We start from the raw sequence: 21,486 nt of genomic DNA, 5'->3' as shown, positions 1-21,486 counted from the left end.
TAATGACGATTCTGCCCGGATGGTGGTAAACGGTCGAACTCAGGCGGTGGCGTGAGCGGGTGGTCGCAACAGTGCGGCACGCAGCTCGTCGTCCAGCGACGCACGGACCAGGGCCGCTGCCAGCCGCGCCGTCTTGCCCGGTGCCAGCCGCTGTAAGGCCGCCGGGTCGCCGGGCAACCCGAGGTCGCGTGCGGCGCCCAGCGCGCGGTCGTCGAAGAACGGCCTTACCCACGTCCAGGTGTCCTGTACCTCGCGCAGGAAAATATCGGCGCCGGTGTCACCGATTCCCTTGAACTCTTTCAGGAGTCGTCTCGCGGCGGCGGTGTCGCGGTCGGCCGCGTCGGCGAGCCGCCGCAGGTCACCGCGGTAGCGGTCGTCGACCGTCGCGGCGATGTCGGTCAGACGGGTGGCCGAGCTTTCGTCGTACCGCACGTAATGCGCGCGGCCGAAGGCCCGGATCATGTCGCGCCGCTCGGCGTCGAGAACCGCATGTGGTGTGCGCAGCCCACTGCGGAACAGTTCGCGGCCGGCCCGGGTGGCGATGCCGGCGTCGATCGGTTTGCTCGCCAGCATGCACAGCACCAGCAGTTCGAACAGCGGCATGGGCTTGTCGGCCATCCGGATGCCTGCCTGCTCGGCGTAGGTGTGCCCGGCGGCGCTCAGCAGCCGGCGAGCCAGATCCCGCTGCGTGGTCGACATGTCACTGCGCCTACCCGGCTGCCCTGCGGTGGAAACCTCTTCACTTGGGCGGCAGCGTCTTGGCGAAGCCGACCCCTCGGGTGACCCAGCCCTGTAGTTGCCGCTTGGTCTTCAGGCCGTCGGTGCCCACGCGCAACCAGCCGCGCATTTCCCGGCCGCCCATCACCATCGGCTCGACATGGTCCCGACGCAGAAGTTGTGCTGATTCCTCGATCGGCACCCGCACCATCAGGCCGCCCTCGCGGGTCGCGGCCACCGACATGTTGCCGTTGACCAGAAACGCGAGCCCGCCGAACATCCGCTTCTCGTCGACGCCGCGTTCGGTGGCGATCAATTCGCGTATGCGGTCGGCGAGTTCGGGGTCGAAGGCCATGTCAGTCGAGGTCTACGCGGATGGTCAGCAGGTTGCTGCCCACGGCCCGGACCACCGCGCTGTTGACCGTGGGAAGCTCCTTCAACCGGGCCACCGCATCGTCGTCCGGCAGCAGGTGGGCGACACCGGTGCGCCACTTGCCGTTGACCCGCACCCGCACAGCGGGATTCGCCTTGATGTTGAGCACATAGTGCGAGCGGTCGCCGTGTTCGGACACCATCCAGAACTGGTTGTCGATCACCCTTCCGCCGACTGCGGTGTGGCGGGGTTGACCGGACTTGCGGCCGATCGTTTCGAGCATGGTGATCGGTAGCTGCCTGCCGACAGGATTGACGATGCGGCGCTGGGTGCCGTGCACGATGCGGCGTTTCAGATCCGTGAGATCGATCATGCCGCCCCAATCTATGCGGTCAGCCGTGGCCGTGCAGCGGCATTCCTGCGGCGGCCATCAGCGCCTCGCCGAGCGCCTCGTTCTGCGTCGGGTGCGCATGCACGAACTTGGCCGCCTCGCCCGGCTTGATCTGCAGGTTGTAGATCAGTTGTGCTTCGCCGATCAGCTCGCCGACGCGTTCGCCGACCAGATGAATGCCGACCACCGCGCCCGACGGGGCGAGGACCAGTTTGACCGTGCCCGACGTCTTGAGGATCTGGCTCTTACCGTTGCCCGCGAGATCGTGGCTCGCGGTCTCGACGTTGTCGCCGAACCGGATCCGCGCCTGGTTCTCGGTGAGGCCGACGGAGGCGATCTCGGGGCGCGAGTAGGTGACGCGTGGGATGCCGGTCTCGTCGATCGGGTCCGGATTGCGTTGCGCGAGTACCTCGGCCACGAAGATGCCCTGCTGGAAGGCGCGGTGCGCGAGTTGGGTGCCCGCGACGATGTCACCGACGGCGTACACGGTGGGCACTGTCGTGCGCAGCCGGTCGTCGGTGACGACGAAGCCGCGTTCGAGCGTGATGCCCGCCGCCTCCAGCCCGTCGGTGCGCGGTACGCGTCCGACGGCGACCAGCAGCAGGTCGGCCTCGATCACAGCGCCGTTCTCGAGTGTGACTGCCACGCCCTCGTCCGTCTGCTCGACACCGGTGACGCGGACGCCGGTCTTGGCGGTGATCTTGCGGCGGCGGAAGGCACGTTCGAGGTGCTTGGAGACGGCCTCGTCCTCGTGCGGGACCAGCCGGGGTTCGGCTTCGACGACGGTGACCGCGGTGCCGAATGAGGCCCACAGGCTGGCGAATTCGACGCCGATGACACCACCGCCGAGGATCACCGCACGCCGCGGGATCGACCGCAGCTCGAGCGCCTCGTCGCTGGTGATCACCCGGTCACCGGGCTCGATGCCGGGCAGCGGTTTCGGTGCGGAGCCGGTCGCAAGCACGATGGCGCCGCCGGTGACCGTCTGGCCGGCGACGTCGACGGTGTTCGGTCCGGTGAGGCGGCCGCGACCGTTGATCACCGTGACACCCTGCGCGGGCAGCAAGGCCTGCAGCCCCTTGTGTAGGCGCGCGACCACGCTGTCCTTATAGGCGTGCAGCTGTTGCGGGTCGACGCCGTCGAATGTGGCGTTCACCCCGAATTGTGCTGCTGCCCTGGCATTGTCAGCAATCTCGGCGGCGTGCAGCAGGGCCTTGGTCGGGATGCAGCCGCGGTGCAGGCACGTCCCACCGACCTCGCCTTCCTCGACGAGGATCACCGAAAGCCCCAGCTGGGCGCTGCGCAGTGCGGTGGCATATCCGCCCGGACCGCCGCCGAGAACGACGACGTCCGCAGAGGTGCGAGTCATGAAATCTCCTTCTTGGCTTGGGCGTAGAGCTGGCCGGCGCGGTACGACGACCGGACCAGTGGACCGGACAGCACACCGGCGAATCCGATGTCTCGGGCGATGCCGCCGAGCTCGGTGAACTCGTCCGGTGCGACCCATCGCGCGATCGGATGGTGGCGCGGGCTCGGGCGCAGGTACTGCGTGATGGTCACCAATTGGCAACCCGCCTCGTGCAGGTCGTGCAGCGCTTGTACGGCCTCGTCGGGTGTTTCGCCCAGACCCAGGATGAGATTGGACTTCGTGATGAGTCCGACGTCCCGAGCACTGGTGATCACCTGCAGCGAGCGGGCATAGCTGAATCCGGGGCGAACCCGGCGGAACACCCGTGGCACGGTTTCGAGGTTGTGGGCGAGCACCTGGGGCCGCGAGTCGAATACCTCGGCGAGTTGGTCGGGGCGGCCGGTGAAGTCGGGGATGAGCAGTTCCACCCCGGTGCCCGGACAGCGGCGGTGGATTTCGCGGACCGTCTCGGCATACAGCCACGCGCCGCCGTCCGGCAGGTCATCACGTGCGACGCCGGTGATGGTCGCATACCGCAATCCCATCGTGGCCACCGATTCGGCGACCCGGCGCGGCTCGTCGCGATCGAGCGGCGCGGGCCGTCCCGTGTCGATCTGGCAGAAGTCGCAGCGCCGCGTGCATTGGTCACCACCGATCAGGAACGTGGCCTCCCTGGCCTCCCAGCATTCGAAGATGTTGGGACAACCGGCTTCCTGGCACACCGTGTGCAGGTTCTCCCGCTCGACGAGCGCGGTGAGGTCGCGGTACTCGGGGCCGGTGCGGACACGGGTCTTGAGCCACGGCGGCTTGCGTTCGATCGGCGTCGCGGCGTTACGGACCTCCAGCCGCAGCATGCGGCGGCCCGGTGGGATGACGGTCATCGGCTACCAGCCGCGTTCGGCGAGGCGGTGGGGCTGGGCGATCTCTTCGACGTTGATGCCGACCATGGCCTCGCCCAGACCGCGTGACACCTTGGCCAGCACATCGGGATCGTCGTAGAACGTGGTGGCCTTGACGATCGCGGCGGCCCGCTGCGCGGGGTTGCCGGATTTGAAGATCCCCGACCCGACGAACACCCCCTCGGCGCCGAGCTGCATCATCATCGCCGCATCGGCCGGCGTGGCGATGCCACCGGCGGTGAACAGCGTCACCGGCAACTTGCCGGCCCGCGCCACCTCGGCCACCAACTCATACGGTGCCTGGAGTTCCTTGGCCGCCACGTAGAGCTCGTCCTCGCTCATCGAGGTCAGCCGGCGGATCTCGCCACCGATCTTGCGCATGTGCGTCGTCGCGTTGGAGACATCGCCGGTGCCGGCCTCGCCCTTGGAGCGGATCATCGCCGCGCCCTCGGTGATCCGGCGCAACGCCTCACCCAGATTGGTCGCCCCGCACACGAACGGCACGGTGAATTTCCACTTGTCGATGTGGTTGGTGTAGTCGGCCGGGGTCAACACCTCCGACTCGTCGACATAGTCCACACCCAAGCTCTGCAGAATCTGGGCCTCCACGAAATGGCCGATGCGGGCCTTGGCCATCACCGGGATGGTGACCGCGTCGATGATGCCCTCGATCATGTCGGGATCGCTCATGCGCGACACCCCGCCCTGGGCGCGGATGTCGGCAGGCACCCGCTCCAACGCCATCACCGCCACCGCGCCCGCACCCTCAGCAATGCGAGCCTGCTCCGCAGTGACCACGTCCATGATCACGCCGCCCTTGAGCATCTCAGCCATACCACGCTTAACCCGCGCGGTACCCGTCTCATTGCTCACTACGATTCTCCCTCAATCTGATTCAGCACTCGACAAGGTTCACCGACACGTTGACGGCGAGGCCACCGGTCGAGGTCTCCTTGTATTTGGCGCTCATGTCCAGCCCGGTGCAGCGCATGGTTTCGATCACCTGGTCGAGCGTCACCCGGTGTGTCCCGTCACCGCGCAGCGCCATGCGCGCGGCGTTGATGGCCTTGCCCGCCGAGATGGCGTTGCGCTCGATGCACGGGATCTGCACGAGCCCGCCGATCGGGTCGCACGTCAAGCCCAGGCTGTGTTCCATCGCGATCTCGGCGGCGTTCTCGACCTGTTGCGGTGTGCCACCGAGGATCTCGGCCAGGCCGGCGGCGGCCATCGACGCGGCCGAGCCGACCTCGCCCTGACATCCGACCTCGGCGCCGGAGATCGACGCGCGCTCCTTGTAGAGCGAGCCGATGGCCCCGGCGGTGAGCAGGAACGCCACTGCGGTGCCGTCCGGATCGGACTTTCCTGCCGCGGTGTAGTGCAGCGCGTAGTGCAGCACCGCGGGGATGATGCCGGCGGCGCCGTTGGTCGGTGCCGTGACAATCCTTCCGCCCGAGGCATTTTCCTCGTTCACCGCGAGCGCCACGAGGTTGACCCAGTCCTCGGCGAACGCCGGGTCCCGGTTCGGGTCTTCGGCGTCGAGTCGCTCGTACCAGTCGCGGGCGCGGCGGCGCACCCGCAGGTTTCCGGGCAGGTCGCCGTCACGCGTGATACCGCGACGCTGGCAGGCCACCATGACGTCGCGGATGTGTAGCAGCCGCTCGCGGATTTCGGGCTGAGACCGCGTCACCATCTCGTGATTGAGCATCACGGCACTGATCGGCAGGCCGTGCCGGTCGGCCAGGTCGAGCAGTTCGGCGGCCGAGCCGAACGACCATGCGTTGTGCGACGCACTCCGGTTCTGTTCGGGCTCGGATTCGCTGACCACGAACCCACCGCCCACCGAGAAGTACGTCTCCGATCGCACCTGGCGACCGCTGCCGCCGTACGCCGTGATGGTCATCCCGTTCGGGTGGCGCGGCAGCACGGTGTGCGGATGCAGCCGGATGTCGTCCTCCGCCAACGCAATCGGCACGCGTCCGCCCAGGTTGATGCGCCCGCTGGTGCGCAGTTCCCGCAGGCGGCGTTCCATCTCGTCGGTCTCGATCGTCTCCGGCTGGTACCCCTCAAGACCCAGCAGGATCGCCGGCATCGTGCCGTGGCCGCCCCCGGTGGCCGCGAGCGAACCGTACAGATCGACATCGACAACGGCGACCTCGCCGATCAGCCCGTCCCTGCTGAGATCCTCGGCGAATCGCGCAGCCGCCCGCATCGGTCCCACGGTGTGCGAGCTCGACGGCCCGATGCCGACCGAGAAGAGCTCGAACACGCTGATGGTCATGCTTACAGTCCTGGGTAGAGCGGGTACTTGTCGGCGAGCGCGCGCACCTCGGCAGCCAGATCGCTGACGTCGGCGCCCGGTGCCGCGACCAGGGCGCGGACGATGAGGTCGGCGACACGGCTGAAGTCGTCATCGCCGAACCCGCGAGCCGCCAGCGCCGGCGTACCGATCCGCAGGCCCGAGGTGACCATCGGCGGCCGCGGATCGAATGGCACGGCGTTGCGGTTGACCGTGATACCGATCGCGTCGAGCCGGTCCTCGGCTTGCTGGCCGTCGATCGCCGCGTCCCGCAGATCGACCAGCACGAGGTGCACATCGGTGCCGCCGGTCAGCACGGTGATGCCGGCCTCTTTGGCGTCGGGCTGGCTCAGTCGGTCGGCCAGGATCCGGGCGCCCCGCAGGACGCGCTGCTGACGTTCGGCGAACTCGGGCTGCGCGGCCATCTTGAAGCCGACGGCCTTGGCGGCGATGACGTGTTCGAGCGGGCCGCCCTGCTGACCGGGAAACACCGCCGAGTTGAGCTTCTTGGCCAGTTCGGCCTCGTTGGTCAGGATGATCCCGCCGCGCGGACCGCCGAGTGTCTTGTGGGTCGTCGAGGTGACGACGTGCGCGTGGGGCACCGGCGAGGGGTACAGGCCCGCGGCCACCAAACCGGCGAAGTGGGCCATGTCGACCATCAGGTAGGCGCCGACCTCGTCGGCGATCTCCCGGAAGCGCGCGAAGTCGAGCTGGCGCGGATAGGCCGACCAGCCGCCGATGATCAACTGCGGCTTGCATTCCCGTGCGATCCTGGCGACCTCGTCCATGTCGATGAGGTAGTCGGACGGGGAGACGCCGTAGGCCGCGACGTTGTAGAGCTTGCCGGAGAAATTCAGCCGCATGCCGTGGGTGAGGTGGCCGCCGCAGTCCAGCGACAGCCCGAGGATGGTGTCGCCCGGCTTGATCAGCGCATGCATGACGGCCGCGTTGGCCTGCGCGCCCGAATGCGGTTGGACATTGGCGAATTCGGCGCCGAACAACTCCTTGATCCGGCCGATCGCGAGCCGTTCGATGACGTCGATGTGCTCGCATCCGCCGTAGTAGCGCCGCCCCGGATATCCCTCGGCGTACTTGTTGGTGAGCACCGAACCCTGCGCCTGCATCACCGCGAGCGGCGCATGGTTCTCCGAGGCGATCATCTCGAGCCCGACGCGTTGGCGCTGCAGTTCGAGGCCGATCGCCTCGGCGATCTCGGGATCGAATTCGACCAGGGGGTCGTTGAGCACGCTCATGCCGGAACTCCGTTCTTGTCAGCGTATTCGGCGGCGGTGAGAAGCACGGCCGTGTCGGTGGGGGCGACCGCGAACAGCCAGCCCTGGCCGTAGGGATCGGAGGTCACCAGGCTCGGGTCGTCGATGGCCGCGGTGTTCACCTCGGTGACCTCACCGCTGACCGGCGGGTAGAGCTCGGAGACCGTCTTGGTGGATTCGACCTCGCCGCAGACCTCGCCGGCCGTCACGGTCGCACCCACCTCGGGCAGGTCGAGGTACACGAGATCGCCGAGGGCCTGCGCGGCGACGGCGGTGATACCGATCCGCACCGGCTCGTCGGGCACGGCGGCACCGGGTGCGATGAGCACCCACTCGTGTTCCTCGGTGTAGCTGCGGTCGTCGGGAATGGGGGTGGCAGACATCGGTTTTCCTCTCGGCTAGCGGCGGTAGAAGGGGGATGGGGTGACCTCGAACGGTTCCCGTTTGCCGCGCACGTCGACCGTGAGCGCGGTTCCGGGTTCGGCGAGGTCGACGTCGAGGTAGGCCAGGGCGATCGGGTATCCGAGGGTGGGGGAGAGCGCACCGGAGGTCACCACACCGACGGGCTCGGCGTTGTCGGCCTGATGCAGGGAGTATCCGGCGCGCGCAGCCCGCCGCCCGGCGCCTTTGAGCCCGACCAGGGTCCGCTGCGCGGGCTGCTCGGAAAGACGTTGCAGCGCATCGCGGCCGACGAAGTCTTTGGTCAACCGCACCACCTTGCCCAGGCCCGCCTCGTACGGGTTGGTCGCCAAGGTCAGTTCGTGCCCGTACAGCGCCATGCCGGCTTCCAGACGCAGGGTGTCGCGGCACGCCAGGCCGGCTGGGCTCCCGTCCGCACCCGCGGTCGCGTCGGCCAAGGCCCGCCACAGCGCCACGGCTTGCCCGGCGGGTACGTACAGTTCGAAACCGTCCTCGCCGGTGTAGCCGGTCCGGGCCAGCAGCACTTCGAGACCGGCCACCTCGGCGGTGGTCACCGCGTAGTACTTGAGCGCGGCGATGGTGTCGGCGAGCTGCTGGGGCGCCAGCGACTGCACGATCGAGGCCGAGGCAGGCCCCTGCACCGCGATCAGCGCGGTGTCGCCGGACCGATCCGTCACCGTGGCATCGAAACCCTGTGCACGTGTGGTGAATTCGGTGGCGACGGCCGGCGCGTTGGCCGCGTTGGCGACGACCAGGAAGTGCTCGTCGGTCAGGCGGTACACCACCAGGTCGTCGATCACACCGCCGTCGGCGTCGCACATCAGCGAGTACTTGGCACGGCCGACCGCGATCTTGGACAGCTCGCCCACGAGCGCGAAGTCGAGCGCCGCACCGGCCTGCGGACCGCTGACCTCGATCTCGCCCATGTGCGACAGGTCGAACAACCCGGCGGTGCGGCGGACCGCGTGATGCTCGGTCAGTTCGCTGCCGTACTTCAGCGGCATCTGCCAGCCCGCGAAGTCGGTGAACGTCGCGCCGAGCTCGCGGTGCTCGCCGAGTAACGGCGACGTGGTGGTTGGTGCGGTACTGGTCATGCGAACACTTCCTCACGGTCGGATACGGCGGGGGCGTCGGTGATCTCGAAGGCTTCCGGTGCCGGGCACGAGCACACCAGGTTGCGATCCCCGTGCACGCCGTCGATACGGCGCACCGGCGGCCAATATTTGTTGCGGCGCACCGCATCGACCGGGTACACCGCGTACTGCCTGTCGTACGGAAGATCCCAGTCCGGTGCGGTCACCTGTTCGGCGGTGTGCGGTGCCTGCCGCAGCGGGCTCTGCTCCAGCGGCCAGACCCCCGACCCGACCTGGTCGATCTCGTGGCGGATCGCGATCATCGCTTCGATGAACCGGTCGAGCTCGGCGAGGTTCTCCGACTCGGTCGGTTCGACCATGAGCGTGCCGTTCACCGGGAACGACAACGTCGGTGCGTGGAATCCGTAGTCGATCAGGCGCTTCGCGACGTCCTCGGCGGTCACTCCGGTGGCCTTCGTGAGGGCACGCAGGTCGAGGATGCATTCGTGCGCGACGAGCCCGGCCGGACCGGTGTAGAGCACCGGGTAGTGCTCGGTGAGCGCATCGGCCAGGTAGTTGGCGGCCAGTACCGCGGACTTGGTGGCAGCGGTGAGGCCATCGGGGCCCATGAGCGCCAGATAGGCCCACGTGATCGGGAGAATGCCCGCCGAACCGTAGTTCGCGGCCGAGACGGGTGCCGGCCCGTCCTCGGCCAGGGGATCGCCCGGCAGGAACGGCGCCAGGTGCGCTCGCACGGCCACCGGGCCGACGCCCGGGCCGCCGCCGCCGTGCGGGATGCAGAACGTCTTGTGCAGGTTCAGGTGTGACACGTCGCCGCCGAACCGGCCCGGCTTGGCGAGGCCCACCAGGGCGTTGAGGTTGGCCCCGTCGACGTACACCTGGCCGCCCGCCGCGTGGACCAGATCGCACACGGTCGTGATGTCGTTCTCGTACACGCCGTGGGTGGACGGGTAGGTGAGCATGATGGCGCCGACCGAGCCGTCATGGGCGGCGAGTTTGGCCCGCAGGTCGGCGATGTCGATGTTGCCGTTGGCCGCCGTCCCGACCACCACGACCCGCATGCCCGCCAGCACCGCCGATGCGGCGTTGGTGCCGTGTGCGGATTGGGGGATCAGACAGACGTCGCGGTGGGATTCACCGCGCGAGGAGTGATAGGCCTTGATGGCCAGCAGCCCGGCCAGCTCGCCCTGCGAACCGGCGTTGGGCTGCAGCGAAACCCGGTCGTAGCCGGTGATTTCGGCGAGCCAGCCCTCGAGGTCGGCGATCAGCGCCAGGTATCCCTCGGTCTGCTCGGCCGGTGCGTATGGGTGGATACCGGCGAATCCGGGCCAGCTGATCGGCTCCATTTCGACGGCCGAGTTCAGCTTCATCGTGCACGAGCCGAGCGGAATCATGCTGCGGTCCAGGGCGAGATCCTTATCAGACAGCTCGCGCAGGAAGCGAAGCATCGCCGTCTCGGACCGGTGCTCGTGGAACACCGGGTGGTGGAGGTAGGTCGAGGTGCGTACCAGTTCCGCTGGGAATCCGGTGGTTACGGCGGGCTGCACGGATGCGTCGAACACCGCGAGCACCCGGGCCACGACGTCGTCGGTCGTGCGTTCGTCGCATGCGATGCCGACATGGTCGGAGTCGACGAGCCTGAGGTTGATGCCGTCGGCCTCGGCGGCGGCGACGAATCGTTGTGCCGCACCGCGGCTGCGCACCAAGACCGTGTCGAAGAACCGCTCGTGGACAACATCGTGCCCGGCCGCGCGCAGACCGGCCGCGATGGCGCAGGCGTGCCGGTGAATGCGAGTGGCGATGGCGCGCAGGCCGTCCGGGCCGTGGTAGGCGGCGTACATCGCGGCGACGTTGGCCAGCAGAGCCTGTGCGGTGCAGATGTTGCTCGTGGCCTTGTCGCGGCGGATGTGTTGCTCGCGGGTCTGCAGCGCCAGGCGGTAGGCCGGCTTGCCTTCGGAATCCAGAGAGACCCCGACAAGCCGGCCAGGCAGCATGCGTTCGAGTCCGGCGCGCACCGACAGGTAACCGGCGTGCGGACCGCCGAAGAACAGGGGCACACCGAACCGCTGTGCCGAACCGACGGCGATGTCGGCGCCCAGCTCACCGGGTGCGCGCAACAGCGTCAGCGAAAGCAGATCGGCCGCAACGGTTGTCAGCATTCCGCGGGCGGCGGCGTCGGCGATGAGCTCCGCCAGGCCGCGCACCACGCCGCTGGCCCCCGGGGCCTGCAGCACCACACCGAACGCGTCGCCGTCGGGTAGGCCGTCCGACAGTTCGGCGACCTCGACGTCGATGCCCACCGCTCGGGCGCGGCCGCGCACGAGGGCGATCGTCTGCGGCAGGCACTCGGCGTCGAGGATCACGCGGCTGGACTTCGACTTGTTGGCGCGCCGCATGAGCAGCACCGCTTCCATCACCGCGGTGGCCTCGTCGAGCAGGGATGCGCCGGCGATCGGCAGTGCCGTGAGGTCCTGGATCATCGTCTGGAACGTCAGCAGCGCCTCGAGCCGGCCCTGGGAGATCTCCGGCTGGTACGGCGTATATGCGGTGTACCAGGCCGGTGATTCGAGCATGTTGCGGCGCAGGACGGCGGGCGTCACGGTGTCGTAGTAGCCCAGGCCGATCATCTGCACGCGCGGCCGATTGCGGTCGGCCAGCGTACGCAGGTCGCTCAGGACGCGGTCCTCATCGCGGGCGGCAGGCAGATCCAGCGGTTCGGTGATGCGGATCTGGTCGGGCACCGCGGCATCGATGAGCTGATCGAGATCGCGGTAGCCCAGGCGGCGCAGCATGTGAGCTGTCTCGTCGGCGTCGGGGCCGATGTGGCGTGCGGGGAAGTTCACGAGGTGACTCCGGTTTCGGTAGCGTCCGGGGGCCGGACGTCAACTGGGACACCTCCCCGCTCTGTCCTGAAACCTGAGAGTCTGGGCGCGGTTGCGCTGTACACCTTCGGTAAGTGCCGAATTCGGCACTGTTCTCCAGAGTTGCCTCGACGCAGCGGTATTGAGCCTGAGAGATTCCCGGGGAGGAAGTTGCTCCTACGGCGCCTCCGAATTGGAGGATTCTCCCGCTGCGGGTCAACGGCGTATTGAGTTGTTCACCACACCCTACCTGATCGACGTGATGTTGTAAACCGTTGGCGTGCAACGACTTTGGATCACGCAGGGCGGAGCGGCGTCCCGATGGCGGGGACGCCGCTCCGGCGCTGGTGTGGTCAGTCCTGTTCTGCGGCTTCGAGATCGGCGCGGAACTTGGCTTCGCGGGCCAGATGGCCCGGGCGCCGCCGCAGCACCGCCCATGCGACACCGAGCACGATGAACCAGACCGGTGTGACCAGCAGTGCCTGCAGCGTGTCCTGCTTCTGGGTGAACGCCCAGACCAGGAAGACGAAGAACGCCAGCACCACGTAACACATCACGATGCCGCCGGGCATCTTGAACTTCGACGCCTCGTGCAGTTCGGGTCTGCGCTTGCGGTAGGTCAGGTAGCTGATCAGGATGATCGACCAGACGAACATGAAGCACAGCGACGAAATCGTCGTCACGATCGTGAAGGCCTCGATGATCGAGTCGCCCACGACCACCATGACCACGCCCGAAAGCAGGAACACTCCGGACAGGAACAACGCGTTGGCCGGCACCCGCCGTGACGTCAGCTTGCCGAACCGGCTGGGTGCGTCGCCTTCCTGGGCCAGGCCGTACACCATCCGGGAGGTCGAGTAGATACCCGAGTTGGCCGACGACGCCGCCGAGGTCAGCACGACGAAGTTGACCACCGATGCCGCGATGCCGAGCCCGGCGAGGCTGAACATCGCCACGAAGGGGCTGTTGTCCGGGCTGATCTCGCGCCACGGCGTCACCGAGATGATCACCGCGAGCGCGGCGACGTAGAACAGCATCACGCGCACGGGGATCGAGTTGATGGCCTTCGGCAGGTTGCGTTCGGGGTTCTTGGCCTCGGCCGCGGTCGTGCCCACCAGTTCGATACCGACGAACGCGAATGTGGCGATCTGGAATCCGGCGACGAATCCCATCGGCCCGGTCGGGAAGAAGCCACCGTCGTTCCACAGGTTCGCGAAGCTCGCCACCGCGCCGTTGGGCGCCTCGAAGTGGCGGAACACCATCACGAGACCGATGACGATGAGTGCGACGATCGCGACGATCTTGATCAGTGCGAACCAGAACTCGGTCTCTCCGAACGCGCGGACCGTCGGCAGGTTCAACCCGATCAGCACGCCGACCGTGACGAGCGCCGGTATCCACAGCGGCAGGTCACCCCACCAGTAGCTCACATAACCCGAGATGGCGACCACGTCGGCGACACCGGTGACGATCCAGCAGAACCAGTAGGTCCAGCCCGTGAAGAAGCCCGCCCACGGCCCGAGGAGATCGGCCGCGAAGTCGGCGAACGACTTGTAATGCAGGTTGGACAAGAGCAACTCGCCCATGGCCCGCATCACGAAGAACAACATGAAGCCGATGATCATGTAGACGAAGATCACCGACGGGCCGGCGAGCGAGATCGTCTTGCCCGAGCCCATGAAGAGCCCGGTGCCGATGGCGCCGCCAATGGCGATGAGCTGAATGTGCCGGTTGGAGAGCTGCCGGTCGAGCCGTGGCTCGGCCGATGACGGAGTCGAAGCCGCTTCGGGAGCGGTCAGGTCACTGGATTGGGACATAACACCTCAAGGATCTCAGGCGCGAAGGGGAGCGCGGGCTGCGGGCGCCTCCCCACTCTGTCGCTTGAACCTGAGAGTTTTCACGATCCGCCGTCACCGACGAATCGCTTGCCCCTTCGGTGAGCCGAACACGGTGTGCTCGGCTGCTTTCCAGAGGTGCCTAGTCGCGGCGGTACCGGTGCCTGAGAGATTCCTGGGGAGGATTTGCTCCTGCGGCGCCCGCCAACTGGATGGGGCGGGGCTCTCCCGCCGCGACTCAACGGCGTTTTGAGTTATGAGCCACTCCCGAACTGGGAGTGTGCCGCGCGTCACGTTATCAGTCGGATCCCGATTGCGCACCCCCCGATCAGGACGGGGCCATCGCGGCCTCGTCCGCCTGCACCTCCGGATGCGTCGTGCTGTCCGCGACCATGAGCGACACGAGGTCGAACACGATGGTCGCGGCAGCCACCGACGTGATCTCGGCGTGGTCGTAAGCCGGGGCGACCTCGACGACATCGGCGCCGACGATGTTCAGCCCGCCCAGCTTGCGCAGCATGCGCAGCAGTTCGCGGGACGTGAAACCGCCTGCTTCCGGGGTGCCGGTGCCTGGTGCGAACGCCGGGTCGAGCACGTCGATGTCGATCGAGAGGTACACCGGCACGTCGCCGACGCGGCACCGGACGATGTCGACCGCGGCGTCGGTACCGATCACGTCGAGATCACCGGCCCGGATGATCTTGAATCCCATGTCGGCGTCGTCCCGCAGGTCGAGTTGGTCGTAGATCGGCCCGCGGATACCCACATGGATCGAGTGGTCCTCGATCAACAGTCCTTCCTCGAATGCGCGGCGGAAGATCGTGCCGTGGGTGACCGGGGCGTTGAAATACGTGTCCCACGTGTCGAGGTGGGCGTCGAAGTGCACGAGGGCCACCGGCCCGTACTTGGCGTGCAGCGCACGCAAATTCGGAAGCGCGATCGTGTGGTCGCCGCCGATCGCGACGATGCGGCGGTCGCCGTCACCGAGTATGTCGGCCGTGTGGTCCTGGATCTGCCGGCACGCGGCGGCGATGTCATAGGGCGTGACCGAGATGTCGCCCGCGTCGACGACCTGAACGGTCTGCAGCGGCGCGACCCCGAGTTCGACGTGATAGCCCGGGCGGATGGTGCGGGCGGCCTGGCGGACGGCCAGCGGACCGAATCGCGCGCCCGGTCGGTACGACGTGCCGCCGTCGAACGGGATTCCGAGGATGGCGATGTCGTAGTCGCTGACCTCGTGCACATCGGCGATGCGGGCGAAGGTGCTCTTGCCCGCGTAGCGGGGCACCTCGGTGGCGGGCACCGCCCCGACGAGGCCGGTACGTGCGTCGACGGTTGGAACGGTCGGTCGAATGCTCACTGGTTTCCTGTCTTTCGTTGAGTGCGGGATTGTGGGGACGGCTCAGGACGCGGGTAGTTGTTCTTCGGCAGGTGACGGCGCCGCACTCTCGGTCAGTGCGACACCGCGGGTTTCGGGCGCCATGAAGATCGCGACCACCAAACCCACTGCGGTAACCGCGGCCCCGACCCCGAGCGCGCCACCGGCGCCCAGTGCGGTGAGGGCAAGCGGCATCAGATACGTGCCGCCCGCGGAGCCGATGCGGCTCACCGCGGTGCCCACGCCGACCGCGGTCGCGCGGACCTCGGTAGGGAAAAGCTCGTTGGGATAGACGATTTCGAGGAAGCTCGAGGCGCCCGAGGCCAGCGCGTACACGGCCAGCGCGAGGAAGAACGCGACGGGCGGAATCCCCGGTATGAGGGCGGGTATGGCGAGCGCGACCGCGATCACGGCGAACGATCCGATCAGCAGTGCCCGGCGGCCGATCTTCTCGACGAGGTACAGGCCCGGTATGCCACCGACCACGAAAAGCAGTGAGATCAACAGTGATCCGCCGTAGAGGTTGGCGTCGCCCTCGAGTCCGAAGGACGCCAACAGGTCGGGTGCGAACGTGTAGACCGCGAAGAGCGGGATGACCTGGGCGGTCCAGAACACCGCGACGAAGATGGTGCGGTTGAGGTACGGCCGCTTGAAAACCTGTGCGAACGAAGTGGTCCTGGCGGTTTCGCCGTCATTCTGGTCCAGGTCGCCCACGCCGAACTGCGGTCCGAAGGCCTGCTTGATCGCGGCGTCGGCCTCGGCGACTCGCCCCTTGCTGAGCAGCCAGCGCGGCGATTCTGGGGTACCCATCCGGGCCAGCAGGGTGATCACGGCGAACACGGCCGGGCTCGCCAACAGCAGGCGCCAGGCATCGGGCCCGTAATCGCGGAGGAGGAAACCGACGACGTAGGCGGCCGCGGCACCCACGGCCCACACCACGAACATCGCCCCGAGGAGCCTGCCGCGTTGTTTCTTCGGCAGGAATTCGGCCAGCAGCGATGTGGCGATGGGGTAGTCCGCGCCGATCGCGACGCCGAGGAGAAACCGCAGCAGGATGAGCTGCCACGCTTCGGTGGCGAATGCCGAGAGCACGGAGAACACGGCGAGCGCGATCAGGTCGGCGATGTACATCAGGTGGCGACCGATCTTGTCGGTGACGTATCCGAACACCCCGCCGCCGACGAAGATGCCGATGAGGCTGGCGGCGCCGATCAGCCCGATCTCGGTGGCCGACAAGCTCATCGCGGGTTCGAGCGTGATGAGGGCGACGCCGATGATGGACAGCGCGTAACCGTCGATGAACGGTCCGCCTGACGAGAACAGCGTCAACTTCTTGTGGAAGGACGTGAGCGGCGCATCGTCGATGAGGTGGCCGGCTTGGGACATGGAAGCTCCTGCGTGACGGGGCTCTCGAACGGGGGAGGTGTGAGCCGAGACACAGCATGGCGGCGGGCGCGGCCTGTCCGCGAGTAGACGATGCGCAAAACACGCGCCTATGGTTTGTGCGATCGGCTAAACCGGAACGGAGGCGGCGCTATCGCGATCACAGTCGGTGAGTTGGCGGAAACACCCCACCTGGGCCTGGAGGTCCTCGCCGGGGCATCGGGCCTGAGCCGGGAGATCTCCTGGACACACACGTCCGATCTCCCCGAACCGTGGCGCTGGGTCACCGGCGGCGAGCTGTTGATGACCAACGGGTTGTCGTTTCCCGCGGGACCGGCCGAGCAGGTGCTTGTCGTCGAGCGATTGAACGAGGCCGGCGTGTCCGGGCTGGCGATCGGCGAGAAGATGTACTGCCCGGACCTCAGTGACGACGTGATTTCGGCCAGCGACCGGCTGGGGCTGCCGATTCTGAACATCCGCTATCCGCTTCCGTTCGTGGCCATCTCCCGGGCGGTCGCCGAAGCCACACTGCTCGACCAATCCAGCCGCCTCACCCGGACGGTGCGGATCTACGACCTGGTTCGCCGCCACATCGCGCGCGCCACCACGTCGGCGGAGCTGTTCGCCGCACTGGAACGCGAACTGGGTTGCCGGCTCCACGTCTGCGATCGACACACCGGTGAGCCGTGGTTTCCGCAAGCAGCCGAGTTGGACGCCACCACGCGGGACGCGGTCGTCGCATTGTCCGACAGCCTCACGAATGTGGCGGCGGGCGCCTTCGGCCTGCCCGCCGTCGCCGGGAACACGGCCCTGCTCACCGACATTCAGCGCCATCCCAGCGCCGCGCTGGTGGCCGTCACGGCCGAGGGCGGGCGTGTCGACCCCATTCAGCTCCAGCACGCGGCGACAGTGGTCAGCCTCGAGTTGTCGCAGACGCAGCTGATGCTCGAACACGGTCGGCGCCAGGGTTCGGCGTTCCTGGAGCGCCTGTTGGAGAGCCGCATCGACGGTCCGACCGCAGCCGGACAACTCGCCGATCTCGGACTGGATCCCGCGACGGTGGTCCTGATCGCCGCGCACAGCTCCGACGACGACCGCGTGCTCCACGTGCACAACTCGCTGTGGCGCCATGCGATTCCGTATGTGTGCACCACACGCGAAGGGATCCTCTACGCCGTGGTGCCCGAGAACTCGCCGTGCGACGACGTGCTGGCGCGGGCACTCGGGCCCACGGCCCGAATCGGGATCAGCCAGCGTCTGGGTTCCATCAACCGCCTTCAGGAATCGATTCGCGAAGCGTCGTGGGCCTTTTCGCTCGCACAGCGGCGCGGGGTCGCAGTGTCGCGGTACGGCAGCGGGCCGTCCTGGCTGGGACTGTCGAGCGTCGGCGACGCACAAGCCCTCGTCGACCGCGTGCTGCGCCCGCTGCAGGAGTACGACCGCGAACAGAACACCGATCTCGTCGAGACGCTCGATGCGTTCCTGCGAAACCGACGGTCGTGGCAGCAGACGGCGCAGACGTTGCACGTCCACCGGCAGACGGTGATGTACCGGATGCGGAGGGTCGCCGAGATCACCAAACTCGATCTGGCCGAAACCGATTCGCTGGCCGAGCTGTGGCTCGCACTGCGGGCGGTCGAGCTGCTCGACGCCGAGGAGGACATGCGCCGCCGCGACGTGAGCGCATCGCGGCGGCTGCCCGGCGTCTGACGCGCGCGGCTCAGGCCGCGGCGGTGGCGGCCTGAGCCGCGGGCTCCAGCGCCTGGGCGATGATGTCGGCCACGTCGGTCATCGGCTTGACCTCAAGTGCCGCCAGCACCTCGGCAGGGACATCGTCCAGATCGGGCTCGTTGCGTTGCGGGATGAAAACCGTTGACAGTCCGGCTCGTTGGGCTGCCAACAGCTTCTGCTTGACCCCGCCGATCGGCAACACCCGACCGTTCAGCGTGACCTCGCCGGTCATACCGACGTCACCGCGCACCTGCCGCCCGGTCGCCATCGACACCAGCGCCGTCACCATCGTGACGCCGGCCGACGGGCCGTCCTTGGGCACCGCGCCCGCGGGCACGTGCACGTGGATGCGCCGGTCGAGCGCCGTGGGGTCGACGCCGAGCTGCTCGGCGTGTGCACGCACGTAGGACAGCGCGATCTGCGCCGACTCCTTCATCACGTCGCCCAGCTGACCGGTGAGCTGCAGACCCGGCTCGCCCTCGTTCGAGTTGGCCTCGATGTAGAGCACGTCGCCACCCAGGCCGGTCACCGCCAGGCCCGTCGCGACGCCCGGCACCGCCGTACGCTCGCTGGATTCCGGCGTGAACCGCGGACGACCCAGGTATTCCACGAGATCCGGCTCATCGATCGTGATGGGCGCAGCCGCGGAATCCAATTTGGTCGTCACCTTGCGCAGCGCCTTGGCCAGCAACCGCTCGAACTGCCGCACACCCGGCTCACGGGTGTAGTCGGCGGCGATCTTGCGCAACGCGGCGTCGGTCACCGTCACCTCGGATTCGGTCAATGCCGCGCGTTCGGCCTGCCGGGGGAGCAGGTAATCGCGTGCGATCGCGACCTTGTCGTCCTCGGTGTAGCCGTCGATCTGCACCAGTTCCATGCGGTCCAGCAGCGCCGAAGGGATGTTCTCGATGACGTTGGCCGTCGCGAGGAACACCACGTCGGACAGGTCCAGGTCCAGATCCAGGTAGTGGTCGCGGAACGTGTGGTTCTGCGCGGGATCGAGCACCTCGAGCAGCGCGGCCGACGGGTCGCCGCGGAAATCCGAGCCGACCTTGTCGATCTCGTCCAGCAGCACAACGGGATTCATCGATCCCGCCTCGCCGATGGCCCGCACGATCCGGCCGGGCAGCGCGCCGACGTAGGTGCGTCGGTGACCGCGGATCTCGGCCTCGTCGCGCACGCCGCCGAGGGCGACCCGCACGAACTTGCGGCCGAGTGCGCGTGCCACGGACTCACCGAGCGACGTCTTGCCGACGCCGGGCGGGCCTGCCAGCACCATCACCGCACCGGATCCGCGACCGCCGACCACGGCCATGCCGCGCTGGGCGCGCCTGGCCCGCACCGCGAGGTACTCGACGATGCGATCCTTCACGTCGTCCAGACCGTGGTGGTCGGCGTCCAGAATTTCGCGGGCGCCCTTGAGATCCGTCGAATCGTCGGTCCGCACGTTCCACGGCAGATCCAGCACCGTGTCGAGCCACGTGCGGATCCAGCCGCCCTCGGGGCTCTGCTCACTGGACCGCTCCAGCTTGCCGACTTCGCGCAGCGCGGCCTCCCGCACTTTCTCGGGCAGGTCGGCGGCCTCGATGCGGGCCCGATAGTCATCTGAACCCTCGGGTTCGCCTTCACCCAGTTCCTTGCGAATCGCGTTCAGCTGTTGGCGCAGCAGGAACTCCTTCTGCTGCTTCTCCATACCCGAGCGCACGTCCTCGGCGATCTTGTCGTTGACCTCGACCTCGGCCAGATGCTCGCTGGTCCAGTCGATCAACACGCGGAGCCGATCGGTGACGTTCTCGGTTTCCAGCAGCTGCCGACGCTGCACGTCGGTCAGATACGACGCGTAACCGGCAGTGTCGGCCAGCGCGGACGGATCGCTGATCTTGTTGACGACGTCGACGATCTGCCACGCCTCACGCCGCTGCAGCATGGCGAGCAGCAGCTTCTTGTATTCGGCGGCAAGCGCTTTCGTATCGTCATCGGCCGGTGCTTCGGTGACCTCGGTCACTTCGACCCACAGCGCCGCACCCGGCCCGGTGGTGCCGGTTCCGATGTGTGCGCGGTTCTCGCCGCGGATCACCGCGGCCGCACCGCCACCGCCGGCGATCCGGCCGACCTGCACGATCGAGGCCAGCACGCCATACGTGGGATACCGGTCATCGAGCCGCGGGGCGATCAGGAGTTTTCCGGACTCCGTGGCTTGCGCGGCGTCGACCGCGGCGCGGGCCGCATCGTCGAGTTCGATCGGCACGACCATGCCGGGCAGCACGATCGGCTCACTGACAAACAGGACCGGCACAGCAATTGGTTCGGACATCAACCCTCCAAAGTTCAGTCTGATGCGCTCAACCTTGTGGCATGTCGTTTTGTTCCCCTCGTCGGCCGCCGGTCGGTCCGCATCGCTGAGAGCGGAATCGGCCGCGGCCGGTCTGGGCGTCGTCTGTGAATGTCGACGACAGGGGAATATGGGCCGTCCGGGCCCGGTCGTAGCTGCCATGAGCAGAGCAGTCCAATTCGATCAATACGGCGGCATCGAGGTCTTGCGCGTGCGTGATGTGCCGCGGCCGGAGCCCACGTCGGGCGAGGTCCTGGTGCAGGTCAGAGCCGCGGGTATCAACCCGGGCGAGGCCATGATCCGTCGCGGCGCACTGCATGACCGATTCCCGGCGACGTTCCCGTCCGGTCAGGGCAGCGACTTGGCCGGTGTGGTGGCCGAGGTCGGGCCGGGTGTCACCGAGTTCGAGGTCGGCGACGAGGTCTTCGGTTTCTCCGAGCGCCGGTCAAGTCACGCCGATTACGTCGCGGTGCCGGCCCGCCAGGTCACCGCGAAGCCCGTCGCCGTGCCGTGGGAGGTCGCCGGATCCCTGTACGTGGCCGGTACCACCGCCTACGCGGCGGTTCGTGCGGTGAAGCTGACCGACGGCGATGTCGTCGCAATCGCGGGCGCCGCGGGGGGCGTCGGTTCCATCGCAGTGCAGCTCGCCACCGGTAGCGGCGCGAGGGTGCTCGGCATCGCCGGGCCGGCCAACGACGATTGGCTCACGACGCACGGCGCGACACCGGTGAACTACGGTGACGAACTCGCCGAGCGGTTGCGCGCGGCATCGCCATCGGGCCGTGTCGATGCCTTCCTGGATTTCTTCGGCGGCGGATATGTGGCGATGGCGGTCGACGAGCTGGGTGTCGCACCCGAGCGCGTCGACACGGTCATCGATTTCGCCGCCATCGAACAGTTCGGCGTGCAGGGTGCCGGCAACGCCGACGCGTCCGACATCGGTGTCGTCGCGGAGCTGGCCGACCTCGCTGCCACCGGCGAACTCGAGGTGCCGATCGCCGGGGTATTCGCCCTCGATGACGTGCAGGCCGCCTACCGCGAGCTGGAAAAGCGCCACACGACAGGCAAATTGGTGTTGCGCCCGTGACGGGCCCACA

At 67.8% G+C, this 21,486-nt stretch carries 17 protein-coding genes and 2 riboswitches; of the genes, 2 read left to right on the top strand and 15 right to left on the bottom strand.

Translation table 11 applies throughout. The annotated features are described in order from the left end of the window. Positions 1-39 precede the first annotated feature (39 nt). The 14 genes from AWC31_RS36135 to AWC31_RS36070 form a co-directional block, all read right to left on the bottom strand. Positions 40-699, bottom strand: coding sequence for an endonuclease (locus AWC31_RS36135; RefSeq protein ID WP_085150576.1), 660 nt, complete (start codon positions 697-699; stop codon positions 40-42). Positions 700-739: 40 nt separating this feature from the next. Next, on the bottom strand, positions 740-1,072 hold the full coding sequence (locus AWC31_RS36130) for a TfoX/Sxy family protein (RefSeq protein ID WP_085150574.1): 333 nt from the start codon (positions 1,070-1,072) through the stop codon (positions 740-742). A 1-nt stretch (position 1,073) separates the two neighbouring features. Then, entirely contained in the window at positions 1,074-1,463 is a 390-nt protein-coding gene (locus AWC31_RS36125; protein WP_085150572.1) for a nitroreductase/quinone reductase family protein, read from the bottom strand. A 19-nt stretch (positions 1,464-1,482) separates the two neighbouring features. After that, complete coding sequence (gene lpdA, locus AWC31_RS36120; protein ID WP_085150570.1) at positions 1,483-2,850, bottom strand: dihydrolipoyl dehydrogenase; 1,368 nt, start codon at positions 2,848-2,850, stop codon at positions 1,483-1,485. Then, complete coding sequence (lipA, locus tag AWC31_RS36115; protein WP_085150568.1) at positions 2,847-3,770, bottom strand: lipoyl synthase; 924 nt, start codon at positions 3,768-3,770, stop codon at positions 2,847-2,849. The genes lpdA and lipA overlap by 4 nt, the downstream gene beginning before the upstream one ends. Positions 3,771-3,773: 3 nt before the next feature. Next, entirely contained in the window at positions 3,774-4,661 is an 888-nt protein-coding gene (gene pdxS / locus AWC31_RS36110) for a pyridoxal 5'-phosphate synthase lyase subunit PdxS (protein WP_264052052.1), read from the bottom strand. Positions 4,662-4,683: 22 nt separating this feature from the next. Next, positions 4,684-6,066 carry an L-serine ammonia-lyase gene (locus AWC31_RS36105; RefSeq protein WP_085150564.1) on the bottom strand — a complete coding sequence of 461 codons (1,383 nt, stop codon included), beginning with the start codon at positions 6,064-6,066 and terminating at the stop codon, positions 4,684-4,686. 2 nt (positions 6,067-6,068) lie between these two features. Beyond that, positions 6,069-7,337 carry a serine hydroxymethyltransferase gene (gene glyA / locus AWC31_RS36100; RefSeq protein WP_085150562.1) on the bottom strand — a complete coding sequence of 423 codons (1,269 nt, stop codon included), beginning with the start codon at positions 7,335-7,337 and terminating at the stop codon, positions 6,069-6,071. Next, positions 7,334-7,738, bottom strand: a complete 405-nt coding sequence (gene gcvH, locus AWC31_RS36095) for a glycine cleavage system protein GcvH (protein ID WP_085150560.1) — start codon at positions 7,736-7,738, stop codon at positions 7,334-7,336. Before gcvH ends, glyA begins: the two co-directional genes overlap by 4 nt. A 15-nt stretch (positions 7,739-7,753) precedes the next feature. Continuing rightward, the gene (gene gcvT, locus AWC31_RS36090; RefSeq protein ID WP_085150558.1) at positions 7,754-8,869 is read right to left on the bottom strand and encodes a glycine cleavage system aminomethyltransferase GcvT; all 1,116 of its coding nucleotides are present in this window, start codon (positions 8,867-8,869) and stop codon (positions 7,754-7,756) included. After that, complete coding sequence (gcvP, locus tag AWC31_RS36085) at positions 8,866-11,712, bottom strand: aminomethyl-transferring glycine dehydrogenase (protein ID WP_085150556.1); 2,847 nt, start codon at positions 11,710-11,712, stop codon at positions 8,866-8,868. The genes gcvT and gcvP overlap by 4 nt, the downstream gene beginning before the upstream one ends. A gap of 145 nt (positions 11,713-11,857) precedes the next feature. Continuing rightward, a riboswitch (glycine riboswitch) is annotated at positions 11,858-11,949 on the bottom strand. Between the two features lie 134 nt (positions 11,950-12,083). Further along, the gene (cycA, locus tag AWC31_RS36080; RefSeq protein ID WP_085150554.1) at positions 12,084-13,547 is read right to left on the bottom strand and encodes a D-serine/D-alanine/glycine transporter; all 1,464 of its coding nucleotides are present in this window, start codon (positions 13,545-13,547) and stop codon (positions 12,084-12,086) included. A gap of 160 nt (positions 13,548-13,707) precedes the next feature. Then, positions 13,708-13,806: riboswitch (glycine riboswitch) on the bottom strand. An 87-nt stretch (positions 13,807-13,893) separates the two neighbouring features. After that, entirely contained in the window at positions 13,894-14,925 is a 1,032-nt protein-coding gene (speB, locus tag AWC31_RS36075) for an agmatinase (protein ID WP_234817123.1), read from the bottom strand. Between the two features lie 42 nt (positions 14,926-14,967). Beyond that, entirely contained in the window at positions 14,968-16,329 is a 1,362-nt protein-coding gene (locus AWC31_RS36070; protein WP_085150550.1) for an MFS transporter, read from the bottom strand. 171 nt (positions 16,330-16,500) lie between these two features. Between AWC31_RS36070 and AWC31_RS36065 the strand changes: the two genes are divergently transcribed. Next, positions 16,501-18,036 (top strand): PucR family transcriptional regulator, encoded by a 1,536-nt coding sequence (locus AWC31_RS36065; RefSeq protein WP_234817122.1) that lies wholly within the window; start codon positions 16,501-16,503, stop codon positions 18,034-18,036. A gap of 10 nt (positions 18,037-18,046) precedes the next feature. Here the strand turns inward: AWC31_RS36065 and lon are convergent, their stop codons facing one another. After that, positions 18,047-20,371, bottom strand: coding sequence for an endopeptidase La (gene lon, locus AWC31_RS36060; protein ID WP_085150546.1), 2,325 nt, complete (start codon positions 20,369-20,371; stop codon positions 18,047-18,049). 178 nt (positions 20,372-20,549) lie between these two features. On the opposite strand from lon, the gene AWC31_RS36055 reads away from it, so the two are divergent. Further along, entirely contained in the window at positions 20,550-21,476 is a 927-nt protein-coding gene (locus AWC31_RS36055; RefSeq protein ID WP_085150683.1) for an NADP-dependent oxidoreductase, read from the top strand. Positions 21,477-21,486: the final 10 nt, after the last annotated feature.

Origin of the sequence: Mycolicibacterium wolinskyi (assembly GCF_002101965.1) — a bacterium.
In the GTDB taxonomy this organism is placed as follows: Bacteria; Actinomycetota; Actinomycetes; order Mycobacteriales; family Mycobacteriaceae; genus Mycobacterium; species Mycobacterium wolinskyi.
Note: the sequence above shows the minus strand (reverse complement) of the source record. Positions and strands in the feature narration are given on the sequence as shown.